This window comes from Acinetobacter sp. YH12227, assembly GCF_013417785.1.
Classification (GTDB): Bacteria; Pseudomonadota; Gammaproteobacteria; order Pseudomonadales; family Moraxellaceae; genus Acinetobacter; species Acinetobacter gandensis.
In genome coordinates, this window is the sequence record NZ_VPDH01000062.1 from 1 (window position 1) to 22030 (window position 22030).

At 40.0% G+C, this 22030-nt stretch carries 19 protein-coding genes, 6 tRNA genes and 1 pseudogene; 9 read left to right on the forward strand and 17 right to left on the reverse strand.

Annotated elements, in window-relative coordinates:
* Positions 1 to 286 precede the first annotated feature (286 nt).
* The gene (locus FTV09_RS13100; protein WP_067767643.1) at positions 287 to 787 is read left to right on the forward strand and encodes a YfiR family protein; all 501 of its coding nucleotides are present in this window, start codon (positions 287 to 289) and stop codon (positions 785 to 787) included.
* Between the two features lie 34 nt (positions 788 to 821).
* On the opposite strand, the gene FTV09_RS13105 is transcribed toward FTV09_RS13100, so the two are convergent.
* Complete coding sequence (locus FTV09_RS13105) at positions 822 to 1673, reverse strand: IS5 family transposase (protein ID WP_180058586.1); 852 nt, start codon at positions 1671 to 1673, stop codon at positions 822 to 824.
* A gap of 67 nt (positions 1674 to 1740) precedes the next feature.
* On the opposite strand from FTV09_RS13105, the gene FTV09_RS18300 reads away from it, so the two are divergent.
* From FTV09_RS18300 to FTV09_RS13115, 3 genes and pseudogenes are all read left to right on the forward strand, one after another.
* Positions 1741 to 2571 carry a CHASE sensor domain-containing protein gene (locus FTV09_RS18300; protein WP_373687709.1) on the forward strand — a complete coding sequence of 277 codons (831 nt, stop codon included), beginning with the start codon at positions 1741 to 1743 and terminating at the stop codon, positions 2569 to 2571.
* Entirely contained in the window at positions 2499 to 2951 is a 453-nt protein-coding gene (locus FTV09_RS18130; RefSeq protein WP_373687710.1) for a GGDEF domain-containing protein, read from the forward strand. Before FTV09_RS18300 ends, FTV09_RS18130 begins: the two co-directional genes overlap by 73 nt.
* Positions 2952 to 2959: 8 nt before the next feature.
* Positions 2960 to 3438 (forward strand): annotated as a pseudogene (locus tag FTV09_RS13115) (OmpA family protein).
* A 127-nt stretch (positions 3439 to 3565) separates the two neighbouring features.
* On the opposite strand, the gene FTV09_RS13120 reads toward FTV09_RS13115, so the two are convergent.
* From FTV09_RS13120 to secA, 10 genes are all read right to left on the reverse strand, one after another.
* Positions 3566 to 3642 (reverse strand) — tRNA-Pro (locus FTV09_RS13120).
* 17 nt (positions 3643 to 3659) lie between these two features.
* Positions 3660 to 3735: transfer RNA gene (locus FTV09_RS13125), tRNA-His, on the reverse strand.
* A 105-nt stretch (positions 3736 to 3840) separates the two neighbouring features.
* Positions 3841 to 3917 (reverse strand) — tRNA-Pro (locus FTV09_RS13130).
* A 3-nt stretch (positions 3918 to 3920) separates the two neighbouring features.
* Positions 3921 to 3996, reverse strand: a tRNA-His gene (locus FTV09_RS13135).
* Between the two features lie 43 nt (positions 3997 to 4039).
* Positions 4040 to 4116 (reverse strand) — tRNA-Arg (locus FTV09_RS13140).
* 43 nt (positions 4117 to 4159) lie between these two features.
* Positions 4160 to 4236 (reverse strand) — tRNA-Pro (locus FTV09_RS13145).
* Between the two features lie 154 nt (positions 4237 to 4390).
* Positions 4391 to 5458 carry a quinolinate synthase NadA gene (gene nadA, locus FTV09_RS13150; RefSeq protein WP_180058587.1) on the reverse strand — a complete coding sequence of 356 codons (1068 nt, stop codon included), beginning with the start codon at positions 5456 to 5458 and terminating at the stop codon, positions 4391 to 4393.
* A gap of 153 nt (positions 5459 to 5611) precedes the next feature.
* A complete protein-coding gene (gene argJ / locus FTV09_RS13155) occupies positions 5612 to 6832 on the reverse strand; it encodes a bifunctional glutamate N-acetyltransferase/amino-acid acetyltransferase ArgJ (RefSeq protein WP_180058588.1) in 1221 nt (406 codons plus the stop codon).
* A gap of 155 nt (positions 6833 to 6987) precedes the next feature.
* Positions 6988 to 7350 (reverse strand): hypothetical protein, encoded by a 363-nt coding sequence (locus tag FTV09_RS13160; protein WP_180058589.1) that lies wholly within the window; start codon positions 7348 to 7350, stop codon positions 6988 to 6990.
* A 135-nt stretch (positions 7351 to 7485) separates the two neighbouring features.
* Entirely contained in the window at positions 7486 to 10209 is a 2724-nt protein-coding gene (gene secA / locus FTV09_RS13165) for a preprotein translocase subunit SecA (RefSeq protein ID WP_180058590.1), read from the reverse strand.
* Positions 10210 to 10544: 335 nt separating this feature from the next.
* On the opposite strand from secA, the gene FTV09_RS13170 reads away from it, so the two are divergent.
* The 3 genes from FTV09_RS13170 (at position 10545) to FTV09_RS13180 (ending at position 12821) form a co-directional block, all read left to right on the forward strand.
* On the forward strand, positions 10545 to 11186 hold the full coding sequence (locus FTV09_RS13170) for a peroxiredoxin (RefSeq protein WP_180058591.1): 642 nt from the start codon (positions 10545 to 10547) through the stop codon (positions 11184 to 11186).
* Positions 11187 to 11424: 238 nt separating this feature from the next.
* Positions 11425 to 12249 (forward strand): MBL fold metallo-hydrolase, encoded by an 825-nt coding sequence (locus FTV09_RS13175; RefSeq protein ID WP_180058592.1) that lies wholly within the window; start codon positions 11425 to 11427, stop codon positions 12247 to 12249.
* Entirely contained in the window at positions 12246 to 12821 is a 576-nt protein-coding gene (locus FTV09_RS13180) for a dual specificity protein phosphatase family protein (protein ID WP_180058593.1), read from the forward strand. The genes FTV09_RS13175 and FTV09_RS13180 overlap by 4 nt, the downstream gene beginning before the upstream one ends.
* Before the next feature lie 23 nt (positions 12822 to 12844).
* On the opposite strand, the gene FTV09_RS13185 is transcribed toward FTV09_RS13180, so the two are convergent.
* The 4 genes from FTV09_RS13185 to trpA are packed head-to-tail and all read right to left on the reverse strand — an operon-like array spanning position 12845 to position 16792.
* A complete protein-coding gene (locus FTV09_RS13185; RefSeq protein ID WP_373685032.1) occupies positions 12845 to 13825 on the reverse strand; it encodes an SPOR domain-containing protein in 981 nt (326 codons plus the stop codon).
* Entirely contained in the window at positions 13816 to 15099 is a 1284-nt protein-coding gene (folC, locus tag FTV09_RS13190; protein WP_180058595.1) for a bifunctional tetrahydrofolate synthase/dihydrofolate synthase, read from the reverse strand. Before folC ends, FTV09_RS13185 begins: the two co-directional genes overlap by 10 nt.
* Positions 15096 to 15992, reverse strand: coding sequence for an acetyl-CoA carboxylase, carboxyltransferase subunit beta (gene accD, locus FTV09_RS13195; RefSeq protein WP_067767671.1), 897 nt, complete (start codon positions 15990 to 15992; stop codon positions 15096 to 15098). The genes folC and accD overlap by 4 nt, the downstream gene beginning before the upstream one ends.
* Positions 15989 to 16792 (reverse strand): tryptophan synthase subunit alpha, encoded by an 804-nt coding sequence (trpA, locus tag FTV09_RS13200; protein WP_067767674.1) that lies wholly within the window; start codon positions 16790 to 16792, stop codon positions 15989 to 15991. The genes accD and trpA overlap by 4 nt, the downstream gene beginning before the upstream one ends.
* 363 nt (positions 16793 to 17155) lie before the next feature.
* On the opposite strand from trpA, the gene FTV09_RS13205 reads away from it, so the two are divergent.
* Positions 17156 to 18490 carry a Na+/H+ antiporter NhaC family protein gene (locus tag FTV09_RS13205; RefSeq protein ID WP_067767677.1) on the forward strand — a complete coding sequence of 445 codons (1335 nt, stop codon included), beginning with the start codon at positions 17156 to 17158 and terminating at the stop codon, positions 18488 to 18490.
* Positions 18491 to 18541: 51 nt separating this feature from the next.
* Here the strand turns inward: FTV09_RS13205 and FTV09_RS13210 are convergent, their stop codons facing one another.
* Positions 18542 to 19567, reverse strand: a complete 1026-nt coding sequence (locus FTV09_RS13210) for an AraC family transcriptional regulator (protein WP_180058596.1) — start codon at positions 19565 to 19567, stop codon at positions 18542 to 18544.
* A gap of 146 nt (positions 19568 to 19713) precedes the next feature.
* Here FTV09_RS13210 and FTV09_RS13215 point away from each other — a divergent pair, with 146 nt between their 5' ends.
* The gene (locus FTV09_RS13215) at positions 19714 to 20589 is read left to right on the forward strand and encodes a metal-dependent hydrolase (RefSeq protein WP_067767684.1); all 876 of its coding nucleotides are present in this window, start codon (positions 19714 to 19716) and stop codon (positions 20587 to 20589) included.
* A gap of 82 nt (positions 20590 to 20671) precedes the next feature.
* Here FTV09_RS13215 and FTV09_RS13220 read toward each other — a convergent pair whose 3' ends face one another.
* Complete coding sequence (locus FTV09_RS13220; protein ID WP_067767686.1) at positions 20672 to 21664, reverse strand: DUF2804 domain-containing protein; 993 nt, start codon at positions 21662 to 21664, stop codon at positions 20672 to 20674.
* Positions 21665 to 22030 lie beyond the last annotated feature (366 nt).

Here is a 22030-nt window from a genome sequence, read left to right on the forward strand (position 1 = left end):
ACTAGTAATTCAAATTATTTTAAACTTTCTTTCTAAAACCCAACTTAATCAATCTTAACTAAGTCACTGTTTTATCAGAAGTTTTAATCTTCATCACCGCCGATGGATGTGCATTCTACAGCATTTCTTACCCAACGCAACACCTTTTTTGAATTAATTTACACATATGTCGGTTTTTTGGACACATATCTGATCTTTTGTATTATTATCACCCGATATACCCAATATTTTTTATAATTAAGCGTATATACACCATATTTTCATTAAATATTATTTACGACTCGGCATGGCTTATTTAAAAAAAATAGCTTTGATGATTGGTATTACATTCTGTATATCACTCTCACACGCTACTCCCGCTTCAAATATTTTTAACACGACATTTTCCATATTAAGTTATGCTAAGTGGGAAACCAATTCACCCAAGCTGTGTGTGATTAACAATTCTGGACTTATTGCAGACTTTAAACGAAATGCTCCCACGCATAGTAATTATAGAATCCAACCAATTTCCGTGAATGAAATTGCAAATAGTCATTGCCAAATTTTATTTTTTTCCAATCTCTCTGCAAAAGATGAACAAAGCATTTTAAACAATCATGTAAATTTTCCCGCCCTTTCCATTAGTAATAATAATATTGAATGTGAGAATGGTAGCGCCTTTTGCTTATATCGGAAAAATCAGGGTTATGCTTTCAAAATTAATATGGATAGTTTGACTCAATCCCAAGTTCATATTGACCCTCGTGTTTTATTACTGGCCAAGTCATCGGAGTCAGCTGAATGAAACAACTCTATAATCCAATTACATTAGACTTCCTTCATAAATCATTTTTTAACCAATTTAATTGTTTATCTTTCACCCAATCTAAATTGTATATGCCAGCAAGTAAATTAAACCGCAGGTTTAATCGTTTACGACGATTTCTATATACACAAGATAAAATCTTAAAACATTTCATCCTTCCAAATACATGCTCTACTTGAATTCGTCTACGACCAATCTCTTTATTTAACTTTTTTAATTCAGAATCTAGTTTTTCAGTTTTCTTTGCTTTAGATGGCATGAGGCATCCAAAACCCAATTTCTTTATCCCTAAATAACCCTTATCAACGATAAAAAAGGGCTTAAATTTTAATTTCCTCATGCTTTTTTTAAATATTTTAAAATCATGCATGCTTCCATGACTTCCACATACACTCAGTATTTCACCTGTTGTATAGTGCATAGATAGCTGAAATTTAAAGGTATGTCGCTTTTTTTTACCGCTATACCATTTCTTCTGTTTTTTTGGACGTTGAACTAATATTTCAGTGGCATCAATCACAACAACTTCCCAATCCACTTCATCTCGATTAGGAAGTTGTTTTGGCAAGTTGAATTTTCCAGAACGGATTAAGGTATCTTCAATAACACGTGTGATACGAATTGCACTCGTTTCAGATACACCGTAACTCATACCAAGATGGAAAAATGTTCGATATTCTCTCCAATATTCTATACATAAGAGCAAACGATCTTCCAACGGTAATTTATGCGGTCGTCCTTTACCAATATGATAAGGTAACTGCTTATTTAGCTCGGCCAACATGAGGTTAAATGTAGCCCAACTAACACCGGTAAGCCTACGAAACTTAACGTCTGATAATTTTTGAATATCTTTGAATTTCATTCAAGGATTATCCCTTGAATTAAATAATTTTGCTGATTACTTTAAGATCAAATAAATTGTACGTTTTTTGATTTATGACGGAAGTCTATTACATCAATTATTTACTCGCTCCCAACTAACCATATTTGCTTTAACATTTTCAATTTGTTCTGCTATTTTTTTGGTGATATCAACCTATACCATGCATACCTATGCAAAAAATGGCTTAACAAATTTATCCAATGCGATTAATGAACGTATTCAGCCAGCTGTTGTTTTTAACGACCAAAGCACCATGAATCAAATTTTAAATGAATATACTCAGCAATACCCTATACGTTCTATTGAAATAAAAAACACTCAAAACACCCGACTTGCACACACAGAACAAGCAGATATCAGTACTTTTTCAAGCCAATATATTTTAGATTATGTCTTTTTTAGTCAACCACTACGTTTAAACATCAATCACGACAAAAAGAATTATGGTGAATTAATTGTTTATGGTAATTCCTCAGACTTGGTGAGTTTCTTTCATAAGATACTTTTAGGACTGTTGCTCGGCTTCATTTTATTACTTGCTACAGTTTTCTGGTCTGTTAATTCTGTTTATCAATACCTAATGCAATCTATTCGCGCAATTGTTGAATCCGCACAAACAATTAGCATTAAAAAGAATTACAACATGCGAGTATCAAACTCCGATATTCAAGAGTTGCAAGCACTTAGTACAGCATTTAATGGTTTATTAAGCGAAATAGAGCAATCACACCAAACCCTAATGTCTGAAAATGCAAGTTGCTACACTTATCTCGTCATGATGCACTCACAAAACTACCGAATCGCATCTATTTTTATGAAAAGCTTTTTGAACTTTTTGATCAAGATAAAGATGCAGCAGTTTTTTTCTTGGATATAAATGATTTTAAATCTGTAAATGATCAATTTGGTCATCTAGCTGGCGATGCTATATTACGTGCTTCTTCGCATTGCGTTAAACAAGCACTACCTAATGATGCATTTATTGCGCGACTAGGTGGGGATGAATTTGCGATTATTGTTAATGGACTGGATTCAGCGCAAGAACTAGAAATGTATTGCCGTAAAATTCATGACTGCTACACCTCGACTTTCGTGTTCGATCAACACCATATTTCTTTAAATGCAAGCATCGGTGTTGCTTTGGCACAAAAAGCTAAATCACCTGAAGATTTGATTGCAGATGCTGATCGCGCCATGTACAACGCGAAAAAAACCACCGATAATTGGTCGATTGCATCACAACAACACAGTGTATAGGAAAGGTTATGTATAAAAACGCATTTAAATTATTTTTCATTATTGCATTTACCGCTTCCTTAACTGCCTGCATGAGCTTGGGCAACTTAAGCTATAAACAAGCACGTATGCTAAAGAAAGAAGGTTTCGTTTTAACACAAGATGGTTGGTCTTTAGCTCTACCTGAAAAGTTATTATTTAATTTTGATGATTACCAAATTCAACCACATCAAAAACCAATCTAACCAAACTTGCAACCCAGTTAAATAAGTATGAACTTGATAAAATTAAATTTATTGGGCATACCGATAATGTAGGTCAAGCCAGTTACAACCAGCAACTCTCTGAAAAACGTGCGCAAAGCGTTGCTAACATTTTCTTAGAACATGGATATAAATCCAAAAATGTTCAAATTATTGGTCGCGGTGCAGATCAACCACTGCTTGCAAATGATAGTGAAGTAAATCGTGCCACTAACCGCCGTGTCAATGTCACTATTATTCCTTAAGTATCAGACATAAATATAAAAAGCCCTACTTAGGGCTTTTTTTTTGAGCTTAGATTTATTATTAAATTTTAGACATAAAAAAACCGCTTAACGCGGTATCTTTAATTGACCATTTTCATTAAGAAATTGGTCGGAGCAGTAGGATTCGAACCTACGACCCCCTGGTCCCAAACCAGGTGCACTACCAGGCTGTGCTATGCTCCGTTTTCAACTTTAAAAGTTGGGGTGAATGATGGGATTCGAACCCACGACAACCGGAATCACAATCCGGGGCTCTACCAACTGAGCTACATCCACCATTACATACTTGTGAGTGAATGACCAATATAAACCATTTTAAATTACAGACATAAAAAAACCGCTTAATGCGGTATCTTTTATCGACCGTTTTCATTAAGAAAATGGTCGGAGCAGTAGGATTCGAACCTACGACCCCCTGGTCCCAAACCAGGTGCACTACCAGGCTGTGCTATGCTCCGAATTGGGGTGAATGATGGGATTCGAACCCACGACAACCGGAATCACAATCCGGGGCTCTACCAACTGAGCTACATCCACCGTCACAACAAGTTTTTAAGTTCTAGTATCAGAACACCATAAATGGCGCGCCTGACAGGATTCGAACCTGTGACCATCCGCTTAGAAGGCGGATGCTCTATCCAACTGAGCTACAGGCGCATTACCGATGACATAGAATCACGCGATTTTTGCCTTGAGAAATTGGTCGGAGCAGTAGGATTCGAACCTACGACCCCCTGGTCCCAAACCAGGTGCACTACCAGGCTGTGCTATGCTCCGTTTCATCTCAGCTTTCGCTGTATCGCATATCTTGCGGTACGGTGTGCATTCTAGGCGTGACGTCGATTGACGTCAACACCTATATTCAAAAAAAGATAAAAAATCATTTCAAGCGATTATTTATCAAGCATTTTAATCATTTTTCAAACAAATTTCAGCGTTTTAAACTGGCACTGAAATTCAACATACGATCTAAAGGTAATTTCGCACGTTCAGCCAATGCTGGATCCACGAATATTTCTTGATCACCTTTTTGTAAAACTTCTAAAATTCCATCCAATTCATTCATCGCCATCCAAGGGCAATGCGCACATGAGCGACATGTTGCCCCCTCACCTGCTGTAGGAGCTTCAATTAGAATTTTATTCGGAACTGCCTGTTGCATTTTGTAGAAAATACCGCGATCTGTTGCAACAATTAATCGCTCGTGCGGTAAGGTTTGTGCGGCTTTGATTAATTGTGATGTACTGCCTACTGCGTCTGCAATATCAACCACAGATTCAGGTGACTCTGGATGCACTAATACAGCTGCATTTGGGTACAAAGCTTTCATATTCGCGATGCCTCGTGCACGAAATTCTTCATGCACAATGCAAGCCCCATCCCATAACAACATGTCAGCACCAGTTTTCTTTTGGATGTAGCGACCTAAATGCTGATCGGGTGCCCAAATAATTTTTTCACCGAGGCTATCTAAATGCTCAATGATTTCAACAGCACAGCTTGACGTCACCACCCAATCTGCACGTGCTTTCACGGCCGCAGAGGTATTGGCATACACCACCACGGTATGATCAGGATGTGCATCACAAAATTGTGTAAATTCATCCACCGGACAACCTAAATCGAGTGAACAAGTCGCCTCTAAAGTAGGCATCAGTATCGTCTTTTCCGGTGATAAAATTTTTGAAGTTTCCCCCATAAATTTAACACCGGCAACCACCAAAGTTGTTGCAGGATGGTCACGACCAAAACGTGCCATTTCAAGTGAATCAGAGACACAACCACCAGTTAATTCGGCCAACTCTTGTACTTCAGGATCACAATAATAGTGGGCAACAAGGACAGCATTACGCTTTTTGAGTTCTGCTTTGATTAATTCAAATTTTTCAAGTTTTGCGTCTTCAGTTAAACCATGTGCTTTGACCTCACCTAAACGATCTAGATGCGCCTGAACAATCGATTTTGCCTCATTTGCAATTAAGTTACTTGCATCATTCATAACAACGTCTTCTCTATCCTTAAAGCCTGCATATTTACAGGTGCTTTACAACTAACCGACATAGATGGCTTATGGCTATTTTTGACCGGTCATTAAAAAGTTCCAATTATAAAAAAGCCTCACAACGGAGGCTTTTCAAAAACATCAAATCACTTATGAACGGTAGTCTGCATTGATCTTCACATAGTCATATGACAGATCACAGGTATATACCGTATCTTTTTCATTGCCGCGCCCAAGATCAACACGAATCGTGATCTCTGATTTCGACATTTCTGCTGCACCCGCTTCTTCAGTATAGTCTGCAGCTGCACCACCATCTTTACAGATTTGCACATCACCTAACCAAACTTGAATTTTTTCAACATCAAGATTTGGCACACCTGCATAACCGATAGCTGCCAAAATACGTCCCCAGTTAGGATCAGATGCGAAAATTGCTGTTTTAACCAATGGCGAATGTGCAATGCTATATGCAATATCACAGCACTCTTGTGTATTTACACCACCTTCAACAGCAACAGTAATAAATTTGGTTGCACCCTCACCATCACGTACGATGAGCTGTGCGAGTCGTTTCATCACACGTGTTAAAACATCTAGTACAACAGCATAACGTGAATCTGATTCACTACTAATTTCAGCACCACCTGCTTGACCTGTCGCAACTAAGATACAAGAGTCGTTTGTTGATGTATCACCATCTACCGTAATACGGTTAAAAGACAGGTTTACTGTAGTTTTTAATAACTTTTGAACCAGCTCACGACTAATCGGCGCATCGGTTGCAACATAACTCAACATAGTCGCCATATTCGGACGAATCATGCCTGCGCCTTTAGAAATACCCGTCATGGTATACACTACACCATCAAGTTCAAACTGTTCAGACGCACCCTTCGGTGTCGTATCAGTAGTCATAATACCTGTTGCCGCATCTAACCATGCATCATCTTTCAAACTGTCTAATGCTGGCTGTAAACCTTGCACCAAACGTTCAATTGGTAACTGTTCACCGATTACACCTGTAGAAAATGGAAGCACATCGGTCTGCTTTACCCCTGCAAGTTCTGCAAGTTTAGCACAAGTCGCTTCAGCATTGATCATCCCCAGTTTGCCTGTACCAGCATTTGCATTACCGGTATTAATTACAAGATAACGAGGATTGCCAACTTGCAAATGAGCTTTAGATAAATGTACTGGCGCTGCACAGAATGCATTTTGCGTGAATACACCCGCAACATTAGAGCCTTCAGCAAATTCAAAAATGACAAGGTCACGTCGGTTCTGATAGCGTACATACGCTTCTGCCGAACCAATTTTCACACCTTTCACCACATGCATCTGTGGCATAGATACGTCACCAACTGCCATTTTCAACGTCCAATATTACGAGTTATAAAAAATACAGCTTAGTTCAAAATTGAGAAAAAATCGAGCATAAGCACTGTTTTGCTGCAATTTTATTAACATCAGCCATAGGCACAAAAAAACCAGTCAAAAGACTGGTTTTTTAATACTCGCTGTAATTAGTTACGGGCAAGTTGCGATTGAGATGCTTCATTTAACAGAGCTTGCTTCGCTTTTTGTTGACTTGCTGCAGACAATGCAGGGTTTTCAGCAACAATACGGTCAGCATTCGCTGCATTTGCAGCTGCAATTTTAGCTGTTTGCAAAACGATTGGACGATTTGGGTTTGCAAATGTATAGCGAATACCAGTACGTGGGCTTGCTATAGTCACTTGTCCATCAGTACCAACTTGTACTTGAGTTGATGTTGGCCCAATTGCCTGCTGAACTTTTTCTACAGAAGTGGTCTGAGGAGCGTTTGCAAATGCAAAAGTAGGCAGAGCCAAAGCAGCAATCATGAACGGTTTTAGTACTTTTTTCATTGTCTTTTCCGTTTTACGGTTATTGATACAGAAACTAAATAACATTTAATACGATGAACTGCAAATACTATTCAGGTCAGGGTAAAAAGTCTGTACAAAAAAACAGAGCCTCTTGGCTCTGTTTTTCTCTGTGTTTTAGATTTTACCGTGACACAATTTGTATTTCAGACCTGAACCACATGGACAAGGTGAATTACGGCTTTCAGGCGGAATAATCACTTGTTCTGCTGGGGTAAATTGTGCTTCAACAATGTCGTCACCGTTTGCTTCCGCCAATAAATTATCGAAATCATTATGTGATAACTGAAGATTCATCGATTCTGCTTGAGCCTGCTTTTGAGCTTCCATTTCTGCTAGCTCTTCAGCGGTTGGCACATGAATTCGAGATAAATCCGTCACGACGTCAGATTTGATAACCGCGAGCATATTTACGAATAAATTAAATGCTTCTTTTTTGTATTCTTGCTCAGGGTTTTTCTGTGCATAGCCGCGTAAATGAATCCCTTGACGTAAGTAATCCATGGCCGCCAAATGCTCTTTCCAATGACGATCCAGTGAATTCAACATGAAATGACGTTCAAGCATCGCTGCAGTTTCGTCACCCATTTGTGCACGACGTGAACGGTAGTGCTGAATCACTTCATCACTAATACGCTCAACCAAAGCTTCTTCATCTAAACGACGATCTTGTTCTAACCATTGTGAAATAGGCAATTCGATTGACATATCTTCACGTAGAGCTTTTTCAAGACCTTCGATATCCCACTGATCGTGAATTGATTCAGGTGGAATGTAGATTTCGATCATGCCTTTGGTTACATCATGAATCATCGACTCGATATAATCTTGTAAAGATGGCTCAACAAGAATTTCATCACGCTGAGAGTAAATAATCTTACGTTGCTCGTTGTTCACGTCATCGTATTTCAATAGATTTTTACGAATATCGAAGTTACGTGCTTCAACTTTACGTTGGGCATTTTCAATTGAGCGAGACACCATCTTATGTTCAATGGCTTCGTCTTCTTTCAAGCCCATGGCACGCATCATTGCAACTACACGGTCACCTGCGAAAATACGCATCAAATCATCTTCAAGTGACAAGTAGAAGCGTGAAACACCAGGGTCACCTTGACGACCCGCACGACCACGCAACTGGTTATCAATACGACGTGATTCGTGGCGCTCTGAACCAATAATGTGTAAACCACCAGATGCCAATACTGCATCATGGTTGTTTTCCCACTCTGCTTTTAAACGTGCTTCATCTGCTGCTGTTGGTTCTTCAATTTTGGCCAATAACGCTTTCCAGTTACCACCCAACAGAATATCTGTACCACGACCAGCCATGTTAGTCGCAATGGTCACTGCACGTGGTGAACCTGCTTGCGCAATAATATCGGCTTCACGTTCGTGTTGTTTTGCATTCAGTACTTCATGTTGAATGCCCGCTTCTTTCAATTTATCTGAAAGAATTTCAGAGGCTTCAATTGTTGCTGTACCAATCAAAATTGGTGCAACACCTGCTTCATGAACACGTAGAATTTCTTGAATAATGGCGTTGTATTTCCCTTCACGATTTAAATAAATTAAGTCGTTTTGGTCATTACGGATCATTGGACGATGGGTTGGAATAAGTACGACATCCAAACCATAAATTTCTTTCATTTCCGCAGCTTCAGTATCTGCAGTACCTGTCATACCCGATAGCTTTTTATATAAGCGGAAATAGTTCTGGAACGTAGTCGTTGCTAAAGTTTGGTTTTCAGGTTGAATTTCCAAACCTTCTTTCGCTTCAACTGCTTGGTGTAAGCCTTCAGACCAACGACGGCCCGGCATAGTACGACCAGTATTTTCATCGACAATGATCACTTCGCCATCATTGATGATGTAGTGCACGTTGCGTTGATATAAGTAATGCGCGCGGATTGCAGCAGAAACGTGGTGCACCAAGTTCAAATTCGCAGATGAATATAGACTTTCACCTTCAGCCAACAGACCCATTTGAATCAGTTCAGCTTCGACAGTTTCATAACCGACTTCGGTCATTTCTACAGAGCGTTGTTTTTCATCAATCCAGAAGTGACCGCCATCTGGCACTTTCTCTTCTTTTTGCGCATGCAATTTTGGTGGAATGCTATTAATTGCCGCATAGAGCTGAGATGAGTCTTCGCTTTGACCAGAAATGATCAACGGCGTACGTGCTTCATCAATTAAGATTGAATCGACTTCATCGATAATGGCATAGGTTAAGCTACGTTGCTTTTTCTCAGCCGCAGAAAAGACCATGTTGTCACGTAAATAATCGAATCCAAATTCGTTATTTGTACCGTAAGTGACGTCAGCACGATACGCTTGCGCTTTCTCAGTTGGATCTTGCATTGAGTAAATAATACCAATGCTTAAGCCTAAGAATTCGAACAATGGACGGTTTAACTCAGCATCACGTTGCGCCAAGTAATCGTTCACCGTAATGACGTGAACACCTTCGCCGCTAATTGCATTGAGATAACAAGCCAAGGTACCCATCAAGGTTTTACCTTCACCTGTACGCATTTCTGCAATTTTACCTTCGTGAAGTGTAATACCACCAATCAACTGAACGTCGTAATGGCGCATCCCCATGACACGTTTTGCAGCTTCACGACATACAGCAAAAACTTCTGCTAATAATTTATCAAGGCTTTCACCTTTTTTATAACGTTCTTTGAATTCTTCGGTTTTTGCAGATAAGTCTGCATCGCTTAGAACAGATATCGTCGGCTCGAGCGCATTGATCTTCTCTACGATTTTACGCATGCGTTTGAGTTCGCGCTCATTTTTGGTACCGAAGATTCCTCCGATCAGACTTGCCAACATGAATTAACTCTCTAAATCTTGCTTGTCAAATGAATATGTTTTCTTAGTCGTTATTATGGTGCTAGAAATTCGAAGTACAAGGGTTTTGCACAAAAACCCTTTAAATATTCTGCGCTCGGGCTCTAGCCCCGAAGACTTAAGGCAAGCTAATGTAGCAAATTTTAAACATACAACATAGTGACTCAGACGAGTGAGCATTGATAAATTTCGATCATCAGCGTAGCTTGTTATGAAATAAATTCATAAAGAAATAAAAAAACACTATTTTTCATCATAAAAAAATTACTGCATATTGAATCTCAAGTTAAACAGATTCAATAAATACGGGGATTTCCATGACGATTCGTTTAGGTGACATTGCACCAGATTTCACACAAGACTCAAGCGAAGGCATAATTAATTTTTATGATTTTTTAGGAGATAGCTGGGGAATTTTATTTTCACATCCTGCCGATTACACCCCAGTGTGCACAACTGAACTTGGTTTTACGGCAAAACTTAAAGATGAGTTTAGCAAACGAGGTGTTAAAGCCATTGCATTGTCTGTTGATGATGTTGAGTCTCACAAAGGTTGGATTCAAGACATCAATACCACACAAAATACCACAGTTAATTTTCCAATCATTGCCGACCAAGACCGTAAAGTTTCTACGCTGTATGATTTTATCCACCCAAATGCCAGCGAAACACTAACAGTTCGTTCTTTGGTCATCATTGATCCAAACAAAAAAGTACGTTTAATTATTACCTACCCAGCGTCTACAGGTCGTAATTTCCACGAAATTTTACGCGTGGTTGATTCACTACAACTGACGGACAACCATAAAGTTGCTACACCTGCCAATTGGCAACATGGAGATGAAGTAGTGATTGTGCCTTCGCTAAAAGATGAAGAAGAAATTAAACAACGCTTCCCTAAAGGCTATAAAGCTGTAACACCGTACCTTCGCTTAACACCACAACCTGAAACAAAATAAGACATTGTTTTATTTTGTCATAAGACAAGCGCAGTACATTTTAACTCAAGTATTTACGCCCATATAACTCATATACTTACAAGTACAGGACTAATATGACGAGCCATGTCCTGATTTGTTCAAGCCTGTCTGATGACGGGCTTTTTATTTTGCGCAAAAAATCAAATTACAAAATCAAGTTGGCGTTTATTTCACAGTCCGTTTATAAATACGCCTAAACATCTTAAGAATAATTATTGTGATCTATAATATTCATCATTTGCACTGTGGAAGTATGTGCCCTGTTTGTGGCCCACTGTTTGGTCAGTTTACATTTCGTGCAAACCTCGTTTGTCATTGCCTACTGATCGAAACACAACATGGTCTAGTATTAATAGATACAGGAATTGGCCTACAAGACTACCAAAATCCACAAGCCAGATTAGGCAAAATCGTTTCACATATCGGTGGGATTGAATATAACCAAGATCTTTCCGCAATTGCACAAATTCAAAAACTAGGTTTTAAACCTGAAGATGTACGACACATCATAGTTTCTCACTTAGACTTTGACCATGCCGGTGGTATTTCTGACTTTCCATATGCGACCGTACATGTACTGGCAAGTGAATATAATGCCACACAAAATTTAAAATCATTAAAAGCGAAGATCCGCTATCGAACCCAACAATTTCAACAACACCGTTATTGGAATTTTATCGAACCAAATGCTATGGATACTTGGTTTAATCTAACGCAGGCGCATGGCTTAAATCTATTCCAAGATGAAATTTTAATGATTCCACTTTCAGGTCATACCGCAGGCCACAGTGGTATTGCTATCAAGCAGCCTGATGGTTGGTTATTATTTTGCGGTGATGCCTATTATTCACATCAGCAACTTGATCCATCTTTTCATTCGGTCATTCTAAATCAACTTGAATGTACCTTTGCAACAGATAATCAATTAAGACGTTCTAACCTCAGTAAAATTCAGCAACTTGCACAAGCTCAACCAGATATTGAAATCATTTGTGCACATGATCCGATCGAATTGGCGCGTTATCAAAGGGTGAAAGGATGAATAAATTTGCCTGTATTTTACTGTCCAGTTGTACGCTCAGTGCTTGTATGACTTCCACGGCTCTACCAGAGCATGAACGTCCGCCCAACTGGGGAACGGTTCTATTGAAGGAGCATAATTTTTATCAAATTAGCCCAATGCTTTACCGAAGTGAACAGCCATCTAAAGAACTCGTACCGATACTAGAAGCACAAAACATTGATGTAATTATTAACTTACGTTCACGGCATATTGACCCAGAAATTGTACAAAGCCCAGCGGTGAATTATGTACACATTCCAATTCACACTTGGCAAATTAGTCGAGATGACTTACTGCAAGTGATGCAACATATACAGCAAGCAAAACAGAAAAATCAAAAAGTACTGATTCATTGCTATCACGGTTCAGACCGTACCGGTGTCAGCGTGGCGATGTACCTTATTATTTTTGAAGGTTGGACAATTGAAGCAGCCAAACAAGAAATGAAACATGGTGGTTATGGCTACCACCCCATTTGGAAAAACATCGATCTACTTTTAAATGCTGAAAATGTAAAATGGATTCAGCAACAACTGCTGAATCCATTTTAAACAAACCTAATTAAACGCCTATCTTAACGTCTATCGAGCGGCACCCAATCAATCACCCATGCAGATTTCATATTCAAACTTGCATCGCTATTGATTTTTTTACGTGTTGCATCAGCTGCATCACGGTTTTTAGATGGCCCAACCATAATTCGAATCCCTTTTGATGTTGGACTCTTGGTGACTTTATAACCTTTGGCACGTAGTTTAGCAGCCACAGCATCAGCATTGGCTTCATTTGCCGCAAGTGCCACTTGAACCATCCACTGCTTATCGCCATTTTCCAATAAATCACGGGCTTTTTCAGCTTCCGCTTTTTTCTTGGCTTCGGCTTTACGCTTTTCTTCAGCCTTTTCTTTTTCTTCAGCTTTACGTTTTTCTTCAGCTTTTTGCTTTTCAGCTGCGGCCTTTTTCTCAGCAGCTTTCTTCTCAGCTTCTGCATTTGCTTTACGTTCAGCTTCTTTTTTTGCTTCAGCTTGACGTTTTTCTTCAGCTTTTTGCTTTTCCGCCGCTAAACGAGCTTGTTCAGACTTTTGCTGTGCTGACTGAGTCTCGGACTTTTTTTGAGCCGCCAATTTTTCCTCAGCGATTCGCTTTTGTTTGGCTTTTTCATTTTCAATCAGTTCAGGCGGAATATTGTCTGAGCTTTGCTGCGCAGAACGGTGCGCATTTAAAGCCGCATATTCTTCTGCTGCTTTACGCGCAGCATCTGCTTCGGCTTGTTGCTGCATCGCTAAAAATTCAGCTGCACGTGCTTCTTGTTCTGCAACCGACTTTTCACGTGTACGACGTTGTTCTTCAAGCAAACGCTTTTCAGTTTCAACATCCACAGTCAAAGACGACATTTTTGAGCCTTGGCCCTGTTGTTGCACTTGAGCCATTTCAGGAGCTTGGTTCTGATTATGATGTATTTCTTCTTTGCCTTTCAGCAATAGCGCACCCAACAGCACACCACCACCTAATAAAACAACGCCACCCATCCAACGCTGTTTGTTATTCATTGACATTCTTCCAGATACTCCCATACCGCTTCTAAGGTATGAAATGAACCACATACCAGAATCAGCTGATTATTTTTTGATTCTTCAAGCGCTGACTTAAAAGCTAATTTTACACTGTCGTAATGTTGCACGACCTGATTCTGTAACGCGTCATCTAATTGTGTGATCTCAGCCGCACGCGGAACAGTTAATTGTGCAATTTTCCACATTCTTACGGTATCTTTCAATAAGTTAACGACAGAATTTATATCTTTATCAGTCAGCATTGAAAAAACGCTAATCACTTCTGAATACTGTTTATTGTAATGAAGGAAATTTCGCAATTGCTTTAACAAAAATTCAACACCGTGCGGATTGTGTCCAGCATCAAAAATCACCGTTTTTCCTGCAATTTCTCGTACTTCAAAACGACCTTGTAATTTGGCATTGATAATGCCTTGAGCAATAGCTTGTTGAGTCACTTCCAAGCCACTGAGCAAAATAGCGGCCACGGCAGTAGAAATATTTTCCAATGCCAAAGAACCAACCGGTAGTTTTAAGGTCGAACCAGAAGATGCAAACATCCAAGACTGACCGTCATTTGCGTATTGATAGAAATAATCACGATTGAGCACATGCAAATGCGCATGGCAATCTTCTGCTTTTTTACGGATAGCTTCAGGCAGTACTTGATCACCGCCAAATACCACAGGAATATCAGGACGAATAATACCGGCTTTTTCAAAAGCAATTTTTTCAATGGTGTCGCCAAGCCAATCGGTATGATCGAGACCAATATTGGTAATCACGGCAACATTTGGATCAACCACATTGACGACATCAAGCCGACCGCCCAGGCCAACTTCGAGTACCCAAACATCACAAGCACGTTGTTTAAAAATAACAAAAGCGGCCAAAGTGGTCGCTTCAAAGAAAGATAAACTTAAATCACATTCACGACGGGCCTGATCAACTACAACAAATGCATCAATCAGGGTTTGATCGTCCACTTCCATACCTTGAAGCTTTACACGTTCATTAAAACGGTAGATATGCGGTGATTGATATAAACCCACATTATAACCTTGCGCATTTAAAATGGCAGCCAATGTCGTTGTGGTTGAGCCTTTCCCATTGGTTCCAGCAACCGTCAAAACTTTGGCATCAGGCTGAGTTACGCCCAATCGTTCTGCAACAGGAATTACCCGCTCCAGTCCTAAATCAATACCCGTAACATGAACATGGCTCCAATAATCGAGCCATGTGTTTAAAGAATCAGTTGCAAGTGGTGCTGTGTTCAAGGCAAATTCATCAATTTCGCTACAATACGATAAACTGTATCACGTAATGCATGACGGTGGACAATTTGATCGACTACACCATGATCAAGCAAGTATTCTGCACGTTGGAACGGTTCTTCCAATTTTTCACGCACAGTTTGCTCAATAACGCGTTTACCTGCGAAACCAATCATTGCTTTTGGTTCAGCCAAATGCACATCACCTAACATTGCAAGAGATGCCGTTACACCGCCGTAAACTGGATGCGTTAATACCACTACATACGGAAGACCTGCATCTTTCATTTTTTGAATTGCAGCTGAAGTACGTGCCATTTGCATTAAAGACAACATGCCCTCTTGCATACGCGCACCGCCTGAAGCAGCAAAACAGATTAATGGTTGTTGTGATTTAATCGCAAGTTCAGCAGCCTGAACAAAACGGTCACCGACAACAGTACCCATTGAACCGCCCATGAAATCAAATTCAAATGCGGTTGCAATCATTGGAATGCCTTTAACCAAACCTTGCATCACCACAAGTGCTTCTGTTTCACCTGTTTTCTTTTGCGCTTCAGCCATACGATCTGGATAAGCTTTGCTATCAACAAATTTCAGCGGATCTTTGGCTTTAAATTCTTGACCCAATTCTGTTTGTACTTGGTCAAAGAACCAATTCAAACGATCGCGGGCTTTCATACGCAAATGTTCATCACATTGAGGACAAACATAAGCATTAAATGACATCGCAGTACGAGTCACCAAAGCATGACACTCAGGGCATTCAATTGTTGGCTCAGTAAATGTCGCCTTTAGTGCTTGTTGTTCATCCGGTACATGAATCCCGGGTACAACACGCTCAGTCCATGGCGTAGATGCGCTTAGAATTTTGCCTGTTTTTGCGTCTTGACTCATACTAACTCATCGAGCGCAGCTCGAAGCTCCTTCACTTTATTCACTGTTTCAATTACAGCTTGTTCTGGTGCTAAGTTTGCAAATTGTTTAACGAAGGCACTACCTACAATGACTGCATCAGCAGCTACACCCATTGCTTTCGCAGATGCAGCATCACTAATACCAAAACCAACACCGACAGGAACATCGGTATATGATTTAATTTTTTGAATACGTGCGGCAGCTTCGGCAACATCAAGTGTTGCAGCGCCTGTCACACCTTTCAAAGATACATAGTAGATAAAACCACTCGCCTGTTTCACAACATGCTGAATACGCTCATCCGTAGATGTCGGCGCAAGCAGGAAGATTTGATTCATATCGTATTTTTTCAATACAACATCAAGATCAGTAGCTTCTTCAGGTGGTAAGTCCACAAGTAACACGCCGTCTACACCACACTCATGTGCATAAGCTACGAATTTTTCATAGCCAATCACTTCGACAGGGTTTAAATATCCCATGAGTACTACGGGTGTTTCAGTATCGTTTTTACGGAACTCTTTCACCATGTTTAAAGCATCTAAAGTATTTGTGCCAGCTGCTAAAGCGCGTTCTGCAGCAAGTGCAATGACTGGGCCATCTGCCATCGGATCAGAAAATGGGAGACCAAGCTCAATCACATCAACACCAGCCTCAACCATTTGATGTAACAATGGAACAGTTACCTGTGGATGAGGGTCACCAGCCATAACATAAGAAACCAAGGCCTTACGCTGTTGAGATTTAAGCGTTCCAAATCGAGTGGCTAAACGTGACATAGGGTTATACTTTCCTTGAATGAATCAAAACTATGATGTGGGTTTTGTAGAAATACAAGACATCGCATTGTAACGCTATTTTTTACCCATTGAACAGGGCATACAATCTTCAGTCGGTATTTCTCATGCAAACATAATTTTCCAGAACAACCCGAAAGCATCATTTACCGATATTTCTGTTTTTTTCACAATGATCAAAGATGCCTAATTTCGGGATTTGATAAAATCCTAAGCATTTAGATTAACTTAATTTTATCTACAAAAAAATGTTATAAATAACAGGCTTAGCTTTTACATTTAAATTTTTCTTAAATAGCAAAACCTGCATTATACTAGCGCCATTCTTTTATTTTTTTATCTCCTATGTCCTCCGATTCACAAGCGAAAGTGCCAGCTCGTGCATTTGCGCTGCTCCCGCTTATTGTTTTTCTCGCCATTTTTTTAGGCAGTGGCATTTATCATTCCATGATTGGAACTGAGTTTGCCTTTTATCAAGTCAAGGCTCCAGTTGCCGCTTTACCTGCGATTGTATTGGCCGTTTTGCTCTATCGTGGCAAACTCAATGACGCCATTGACACCTTTTTGAAAGGTGCTAGCCATCCAAATCTCATACTAATGTTTATGGTATTTATGCTGGCAGGTGCTTTTGCCAGTGTCAGTAGCGCCATTGGTAGTGTGGATGCCACTGTACAATTAGGACTATCAATTATTCCACCCGAATTTGTACTGCCAATGCTGTTTCTCATTGCTGCGTTTATTGCAACAGCGATGGGTACCTCAATGGGAACCATTGCAGCTTGTGCTCCGATCGCTTTCGGTTTTAGCCAAGTAACAGAAATTGAAACCGTCTATGCCATTGGTGCTGTGGTTGGTGGTGCCATGTTTGGTGATAATCTCTCAATGATTTCAGATACCACCATTGCGGCAACCAGTAGTCAAAAAGTTCAGTTAAGAGATAAGTTCAAAGTCAATGTCTGGATCGCAGTGCCTGCCTCAATTGTGAGCTTAATTATTTACCTCATGATTAGTCAGGGCTCGCAAGCAGTGGAGTATAAAACTTTCGATGTTTGGCTTATCTTGCCGTATGTCGCCGTGTTTATTTTGGCATTTTCAAGATTACACGTTTTAGCCGTACTTGCACTGGGCGTGGTGATGTCAGGCTTGATTGGCTTAATTCAACAACCTGACTTTAATTTACTGGGTCTTAATAATTCAATTTATGATGGCTTCACCAGTATGTTTGAAGTTGCCCTGCTTTCGATGTTCCTGGGCGGCATTTCGGCCATTATGCAAAAAGAAGGTGGCTTGGAATGGTTAATTCAACGAATTTACAGCTTGACCCGATTATTTAAGGTGGGACAGCAACGCGCTGGCGAAATTGGCGTAAGTTTCTTGGTTATTTTCTCTAACTTGTTTGTTGCCAATAATACCGTTGCGATTATTTTATCGGGGGATATGGCGCGAGAAGTGGCTAAAGAATATGGTGTAGATCCTAAACGTGCAGCTGCCTTATTAGATATTTTTTCTTGTGTGGTGCAAGGGCTGATTCCCTATGGCGCGCAGTTATTATTGGCCTGTTCAATTGCCAAATTATCACCTGTCGAACTGATTGGTAGTGTGTATTACTGTTGGGTCTTGGCGCTATTTGCCATCTTAGCAATTATATTCCGCTTCCCTCGCTTTAAAACAGCAGCATAAATTATGGTCATTCTAAGCGGTCAATTGACCGCTTTTTTTTATGGCTCAGTGTTAAGACTGTAATTGTTTCTTGCGCGCCAAGAGTGTCTGTCCACTATGCGACTTATATGCTCTGGCTAAAGCAGACTGATCTGAATACCCCAGTTGCGCAGCGATGTCGGTGAAGCTCATTTTTTGAAGCAGCAACTGTTCACAGCGCTTCATCCGTTCAGTTTCTAATAATTGTTTGAATGAGGTGCGTTGATCCTGCAATTGCCGTTGTAAGGTTCGCACTGACATATGCAATTCATAGGCTAACCATTCTATTTTCGGCGCTTGTTGTTGATGTCTTAAATACTCAGCAATGCTCTGCTGCATATATTGTAGTGGTTGAAAATGTTGTGGTCGTGCTGCAATCGCATCTTCAGCTTGTCGTAGCAACAATTGCATCAATGAAGGATCAGCCAACTCAGACTTCAAATCTAAACTGTCCGCATGTAACACAAAAGAATAATAAGCCGTTGAAAATTCAATTTGGCAGCTATAAAACTTTTCATAATGATAACGTGCCATTTGCGCGGCATGTGCAAACTGTATAACCAATAATTTTAAAGAAGCTGGAAATATTTGTTTGGCCAAATGCGCCATACATGCCGTGGTCAATTCATTCAACATTGAAAATTCAGGGTTATGCAATGGCCACGCTAAAATGATTTGTTTGCCCTGATGCGTCATGTGCATCGGCACAATTTCATCACCATCAATCACAAGTCGGCTAAAACGTACTACATTTTGCAAAGCCTCCGCGACACTTTCACTACGAGTCGCCATATAACCCAATACGCCAAAGTGCTCTGCACGAATATACTTCGCCATTTCAAATACTAACTGCGGGCAGTCCAAATGCTGCTGGGTCAGTTGCATAATGGTTTTAAAAAAAGAATAAGGGGATTGTGTATCGATGGGTAGCGAAAGCACATGCTGCAATTGCGCCACAAAAGGCGCTAAAAACTCAAGTTGAGTAAAGTCTTGCTCACGTTCATGCAAGTACATATTCCATAACTGGAAATAACCATTTGGGATATGAATTTCAGCCATCACCAACCCTCAAAGTCATCATTCTATTTTGACATTTAATATTTTCACTTTGGCGTAAAATGTATAAAAAATGGCAATATCTGTCAAAACAAAGTGACATTTCTCCGACATACTGCATTTAATACGAATCGCACAGAAAATAAATTATGAATGCAATCGTCCAATATCAAGTCGAACCTGTGGTTCGCACTAAACTCGATTTTAAGTTAAATGAAGCACCACGTTTTTGGTTTGGCGGTGATCCATTTCGTACTCGTATGTTTGATGCGCTGAGCCTCACCTTCCCAGATGGCGAGCGTTATTTTATTCAATGTGTACGTATGTTCCGCGACAAAATTCAAGATCCTGACTTACAACAACGTGTTGCAGATTTTATTAAGCAAGAAGCGCAACATGGTATGGCTCACGACAAAATGAACCAAGTCATGCGTGATCAAGGGATGCCCGTGGATGCTTTCATTCAGCGTTTAAACAAAATTTTTAAGTTTGAGCTAACGAAACGTTCACCACAGTACAACATTGCCATGACGGCAGCCGCAGAACATTTAACAGCCTTAATGGCAGAAACTTTCTTTAGCAAAAAAGAAACTCTACAAGACGCACATCCTTATGTCCGTGCTTTATTTGCATGGCATGCCATTGAAGAAATGGAACACCGTGATGTAGCCTTTGATGTGATGAAACACGTTGGTGATGTACCTGAGTTGACGCGTAAATTTGCACTCGCATTTACCACAGTAATGATGTTCGGTTTTACCACCTATCGTGCCGACGTCATGTTGAAATACGATGGTTTTAACCGTCGAGAACGTTTGCAAATGATGGCAAAAGGTTTGCCGTGGTTCTTTGGCAAAAAAGGCATGCTATCACGCATGCGTGGGCAATACTCAGATTGGTTTAATCCAAACTTCCATCCAAGTCAGCATCCTGTAATCGCGCAGTATGATGTTTGGGTCAAAACACTTGAAGAAACCGGCGATCCCATTGCTGCGGGTGAAGCATTTTGGCAGGCAGGAAGATAAATTCCGTTCACCCATCCATAAATAAGACCGTATCGAATACGGTCTTTTTTCTTTTAAGTGCTAACAATTTTAATGAAATCAATCACCACTTGGCATAATGCTGTTCGAGTAAACCATATTCATTCAAAAATACAATTTCCTCGCCATCTTTTAAAATGGTTCCGCTGACTTTGGCTTGCCACTGACTAAACTGACTACCGACTAAGCGAAGATTTAGATTTTCATAACGCCGCCAGCCCGTACTAACCATCAAATTTAAAGTGTTATCTAAAGAGCTAATGCTCCACAGGTTATCGCCTTGTTGCTGAAACAATACATCTGCCAGTGGATATAAACTACCGTTGACCCAAAGGCAATTTTCATTACCAAAGCTTTCATTCACCCCTGAAGCTAAGTTAATACCAATGCGACGGTTTTGACTGTCCCAAAAGTTACACGACAACCAGAACCAAGCTGTTTCTGGACGTAAAAAACCGCAGGTATCATCCAGCGATACAAACGTTCGCTCATGAAATTGAATGGTTTTGCCTTGCTTATTAATAAAAAAGCCTTCGCAACCTAAAGTTGTGAGCTTTTGGGTATATGTCCAACCATTGATGCCTGTTGGACTACACATACTTAGTGGGTCAGTCCCCGCACAAAAAACTCGCGCACTGAGTTTCAACTCACCATGTTTAGACATTTGGATATAGCGCACACCATTAGCATGTTGTATATCTAACTGCACACCCGATTTAATAAAATGGCTTTGGTTGAATAATGGTTGCTCATCTAAAACGGTATTTCTAGATAAAAAATTAATGGAATTCCATTCAAGTACGTCATTGGTTAAATGATCATATACATAGACAAAACCGTGCCCTGCCCATGCAATATCTGCAATTGCCAGGCCAATGGTATAATGTTCATGTTGAATACAACAAAATTTAAATTTTTTATATTTTAAACGCTTACGCCAACCATTCAGTGTCTTCCCATACGGTGTCTTATATTCATATTTACTTAAATCAATATGATTAGGGAGTTGACTGAAACGCCCATAATTGGGCTGTCCATTCGGCCGTATTAAATCCATATACGCCATTCCATTAAGGTTTAAATCGCTAAATCCTGATGATTATTATGCCTATTATTCAGTGCCTGAAAAGTCAATCCGTCTGTTTTCAGGCAAAAATCACAAAAAAATATAAATGCTGACTTTTTAGCTATTAATCACAACAAATGTTCATTTATTAAAATGTAATCATTTGACCATTGGCTTTGTATTACTGCATCAGTCGCCACAAGTTGAACATAACGACCATGCACATGATCATTGACATACTCCCACCACTTTCGACTAGCTCAAGTGGAGGATTCTAAAAGCAAAAGCTCTTAGGCGACTTCCTCACGGATTTCACTTGCTTTCTGCTTCACAAGGCGACCTTTACCGCATCCACCC

Bases quoted from the DNA above. Each gene is read 5' to 3' on its own strand.
- FTV09_RS13100 (WP_067767643.1), top strand. From the start codon at position 287: ATGGCTTATTTAAAAAAAATAGCTTTGATGATTGGTATTACATTCTGT.
- FTV09_RS13105 (WP_180058586.1), bottom strand. From the start codon at position 1,673: ATGAAATTCAAAGATATTCAAAAATTATCAGACGTTAAGTTTCGTAGG.
- nadA (WP_180058587.1), bottom strand. From the start codon at position 5,458: ATGAATGATGCAAGTAACTTAATTGCAAATGAGGCAAAATCGATTGTT.
- argJ (WP_180058588.1), bottom strand. From the start codon at position 6,832: ATGGCAGTTGGTGACGTATCTATGCCACAGATGCATGTGGTGAAAGGT.
- FTV09_RS13160 (WP_180058589.1), bottom strand. From the start codon at position 7,350: ATGAAAAAAGTACTAAAACCGTTCATGATTGCTGCTTTGGCTCTGCCT.
- secA (WP_180058590.1), bottom strand. From the start codon at position 10,209: ATGTTGGCAAGTCTGATCGGAGGAATCTTCGGTACCAAAAATGAGCGC.
- FTV09_RS13170 (WP_180058591.1), top strand. From the start codon at position 10,545: ATGACGATTCGTTTAGGTGACATTGCACCAGATTTCACACAAGACTCA.
- FTV09_RS13180 (WP_180058593.1), top strand. From the start codon at position 12,246: ATGAATAAATTTGCCTGTATTTTACTGTCCAGTTGTACGCTCAGTGCT.
- FTV09_RS13185 (WP_373685032.1), bottom strand. From the start codon at position 13,825: ATGTCAATGAATAACAAACAGCGTTGGATGGGTGGCGTTGTTTTATTA.
- accD (WP_067767671.1), bottom strand. From the start codon at position 15,992: ATGAGTCAAGACGCAAAAACAGGCAAAATTCTAAGCGCATCTACGCCA.
- trpA (WP_067767674.1), bottom strand. From the start codon at position 16,792: ATGTCACGTTTAGCCACTCGATTTGGAACGCTTAAATCTCAACAGCGT.
- FTV09_RS13205 (WP_067767677.1), top strand. From the start codon at position 17,156: ATGTCCTCCGATTCACAAGCGAAAGTGCCAGCTCGTGCATTTGCGCTG.
- FTV09_RS13210 (WP_180058596.1), bottom strand. From the start codon at position 19,567: ATGGCTGAAATTCATATCCCAAATGGTTATTTCCAGTTATGGAATATG.
- FTV09_RS13215 (WP_067767684.1), top strand. From the start codon at position 19,714: ATGAATGCAATCGTCCAATATCAAGTCGAACCTGTGGTTCGCACTAAA.
- FTV09_RS13220 (WP_067767686.1), bottom strand. From the start codon at position 21,664: ATGGATTTAATACGGCCGAATGGACAGCCCAATTATGGGCGTTTCAGT.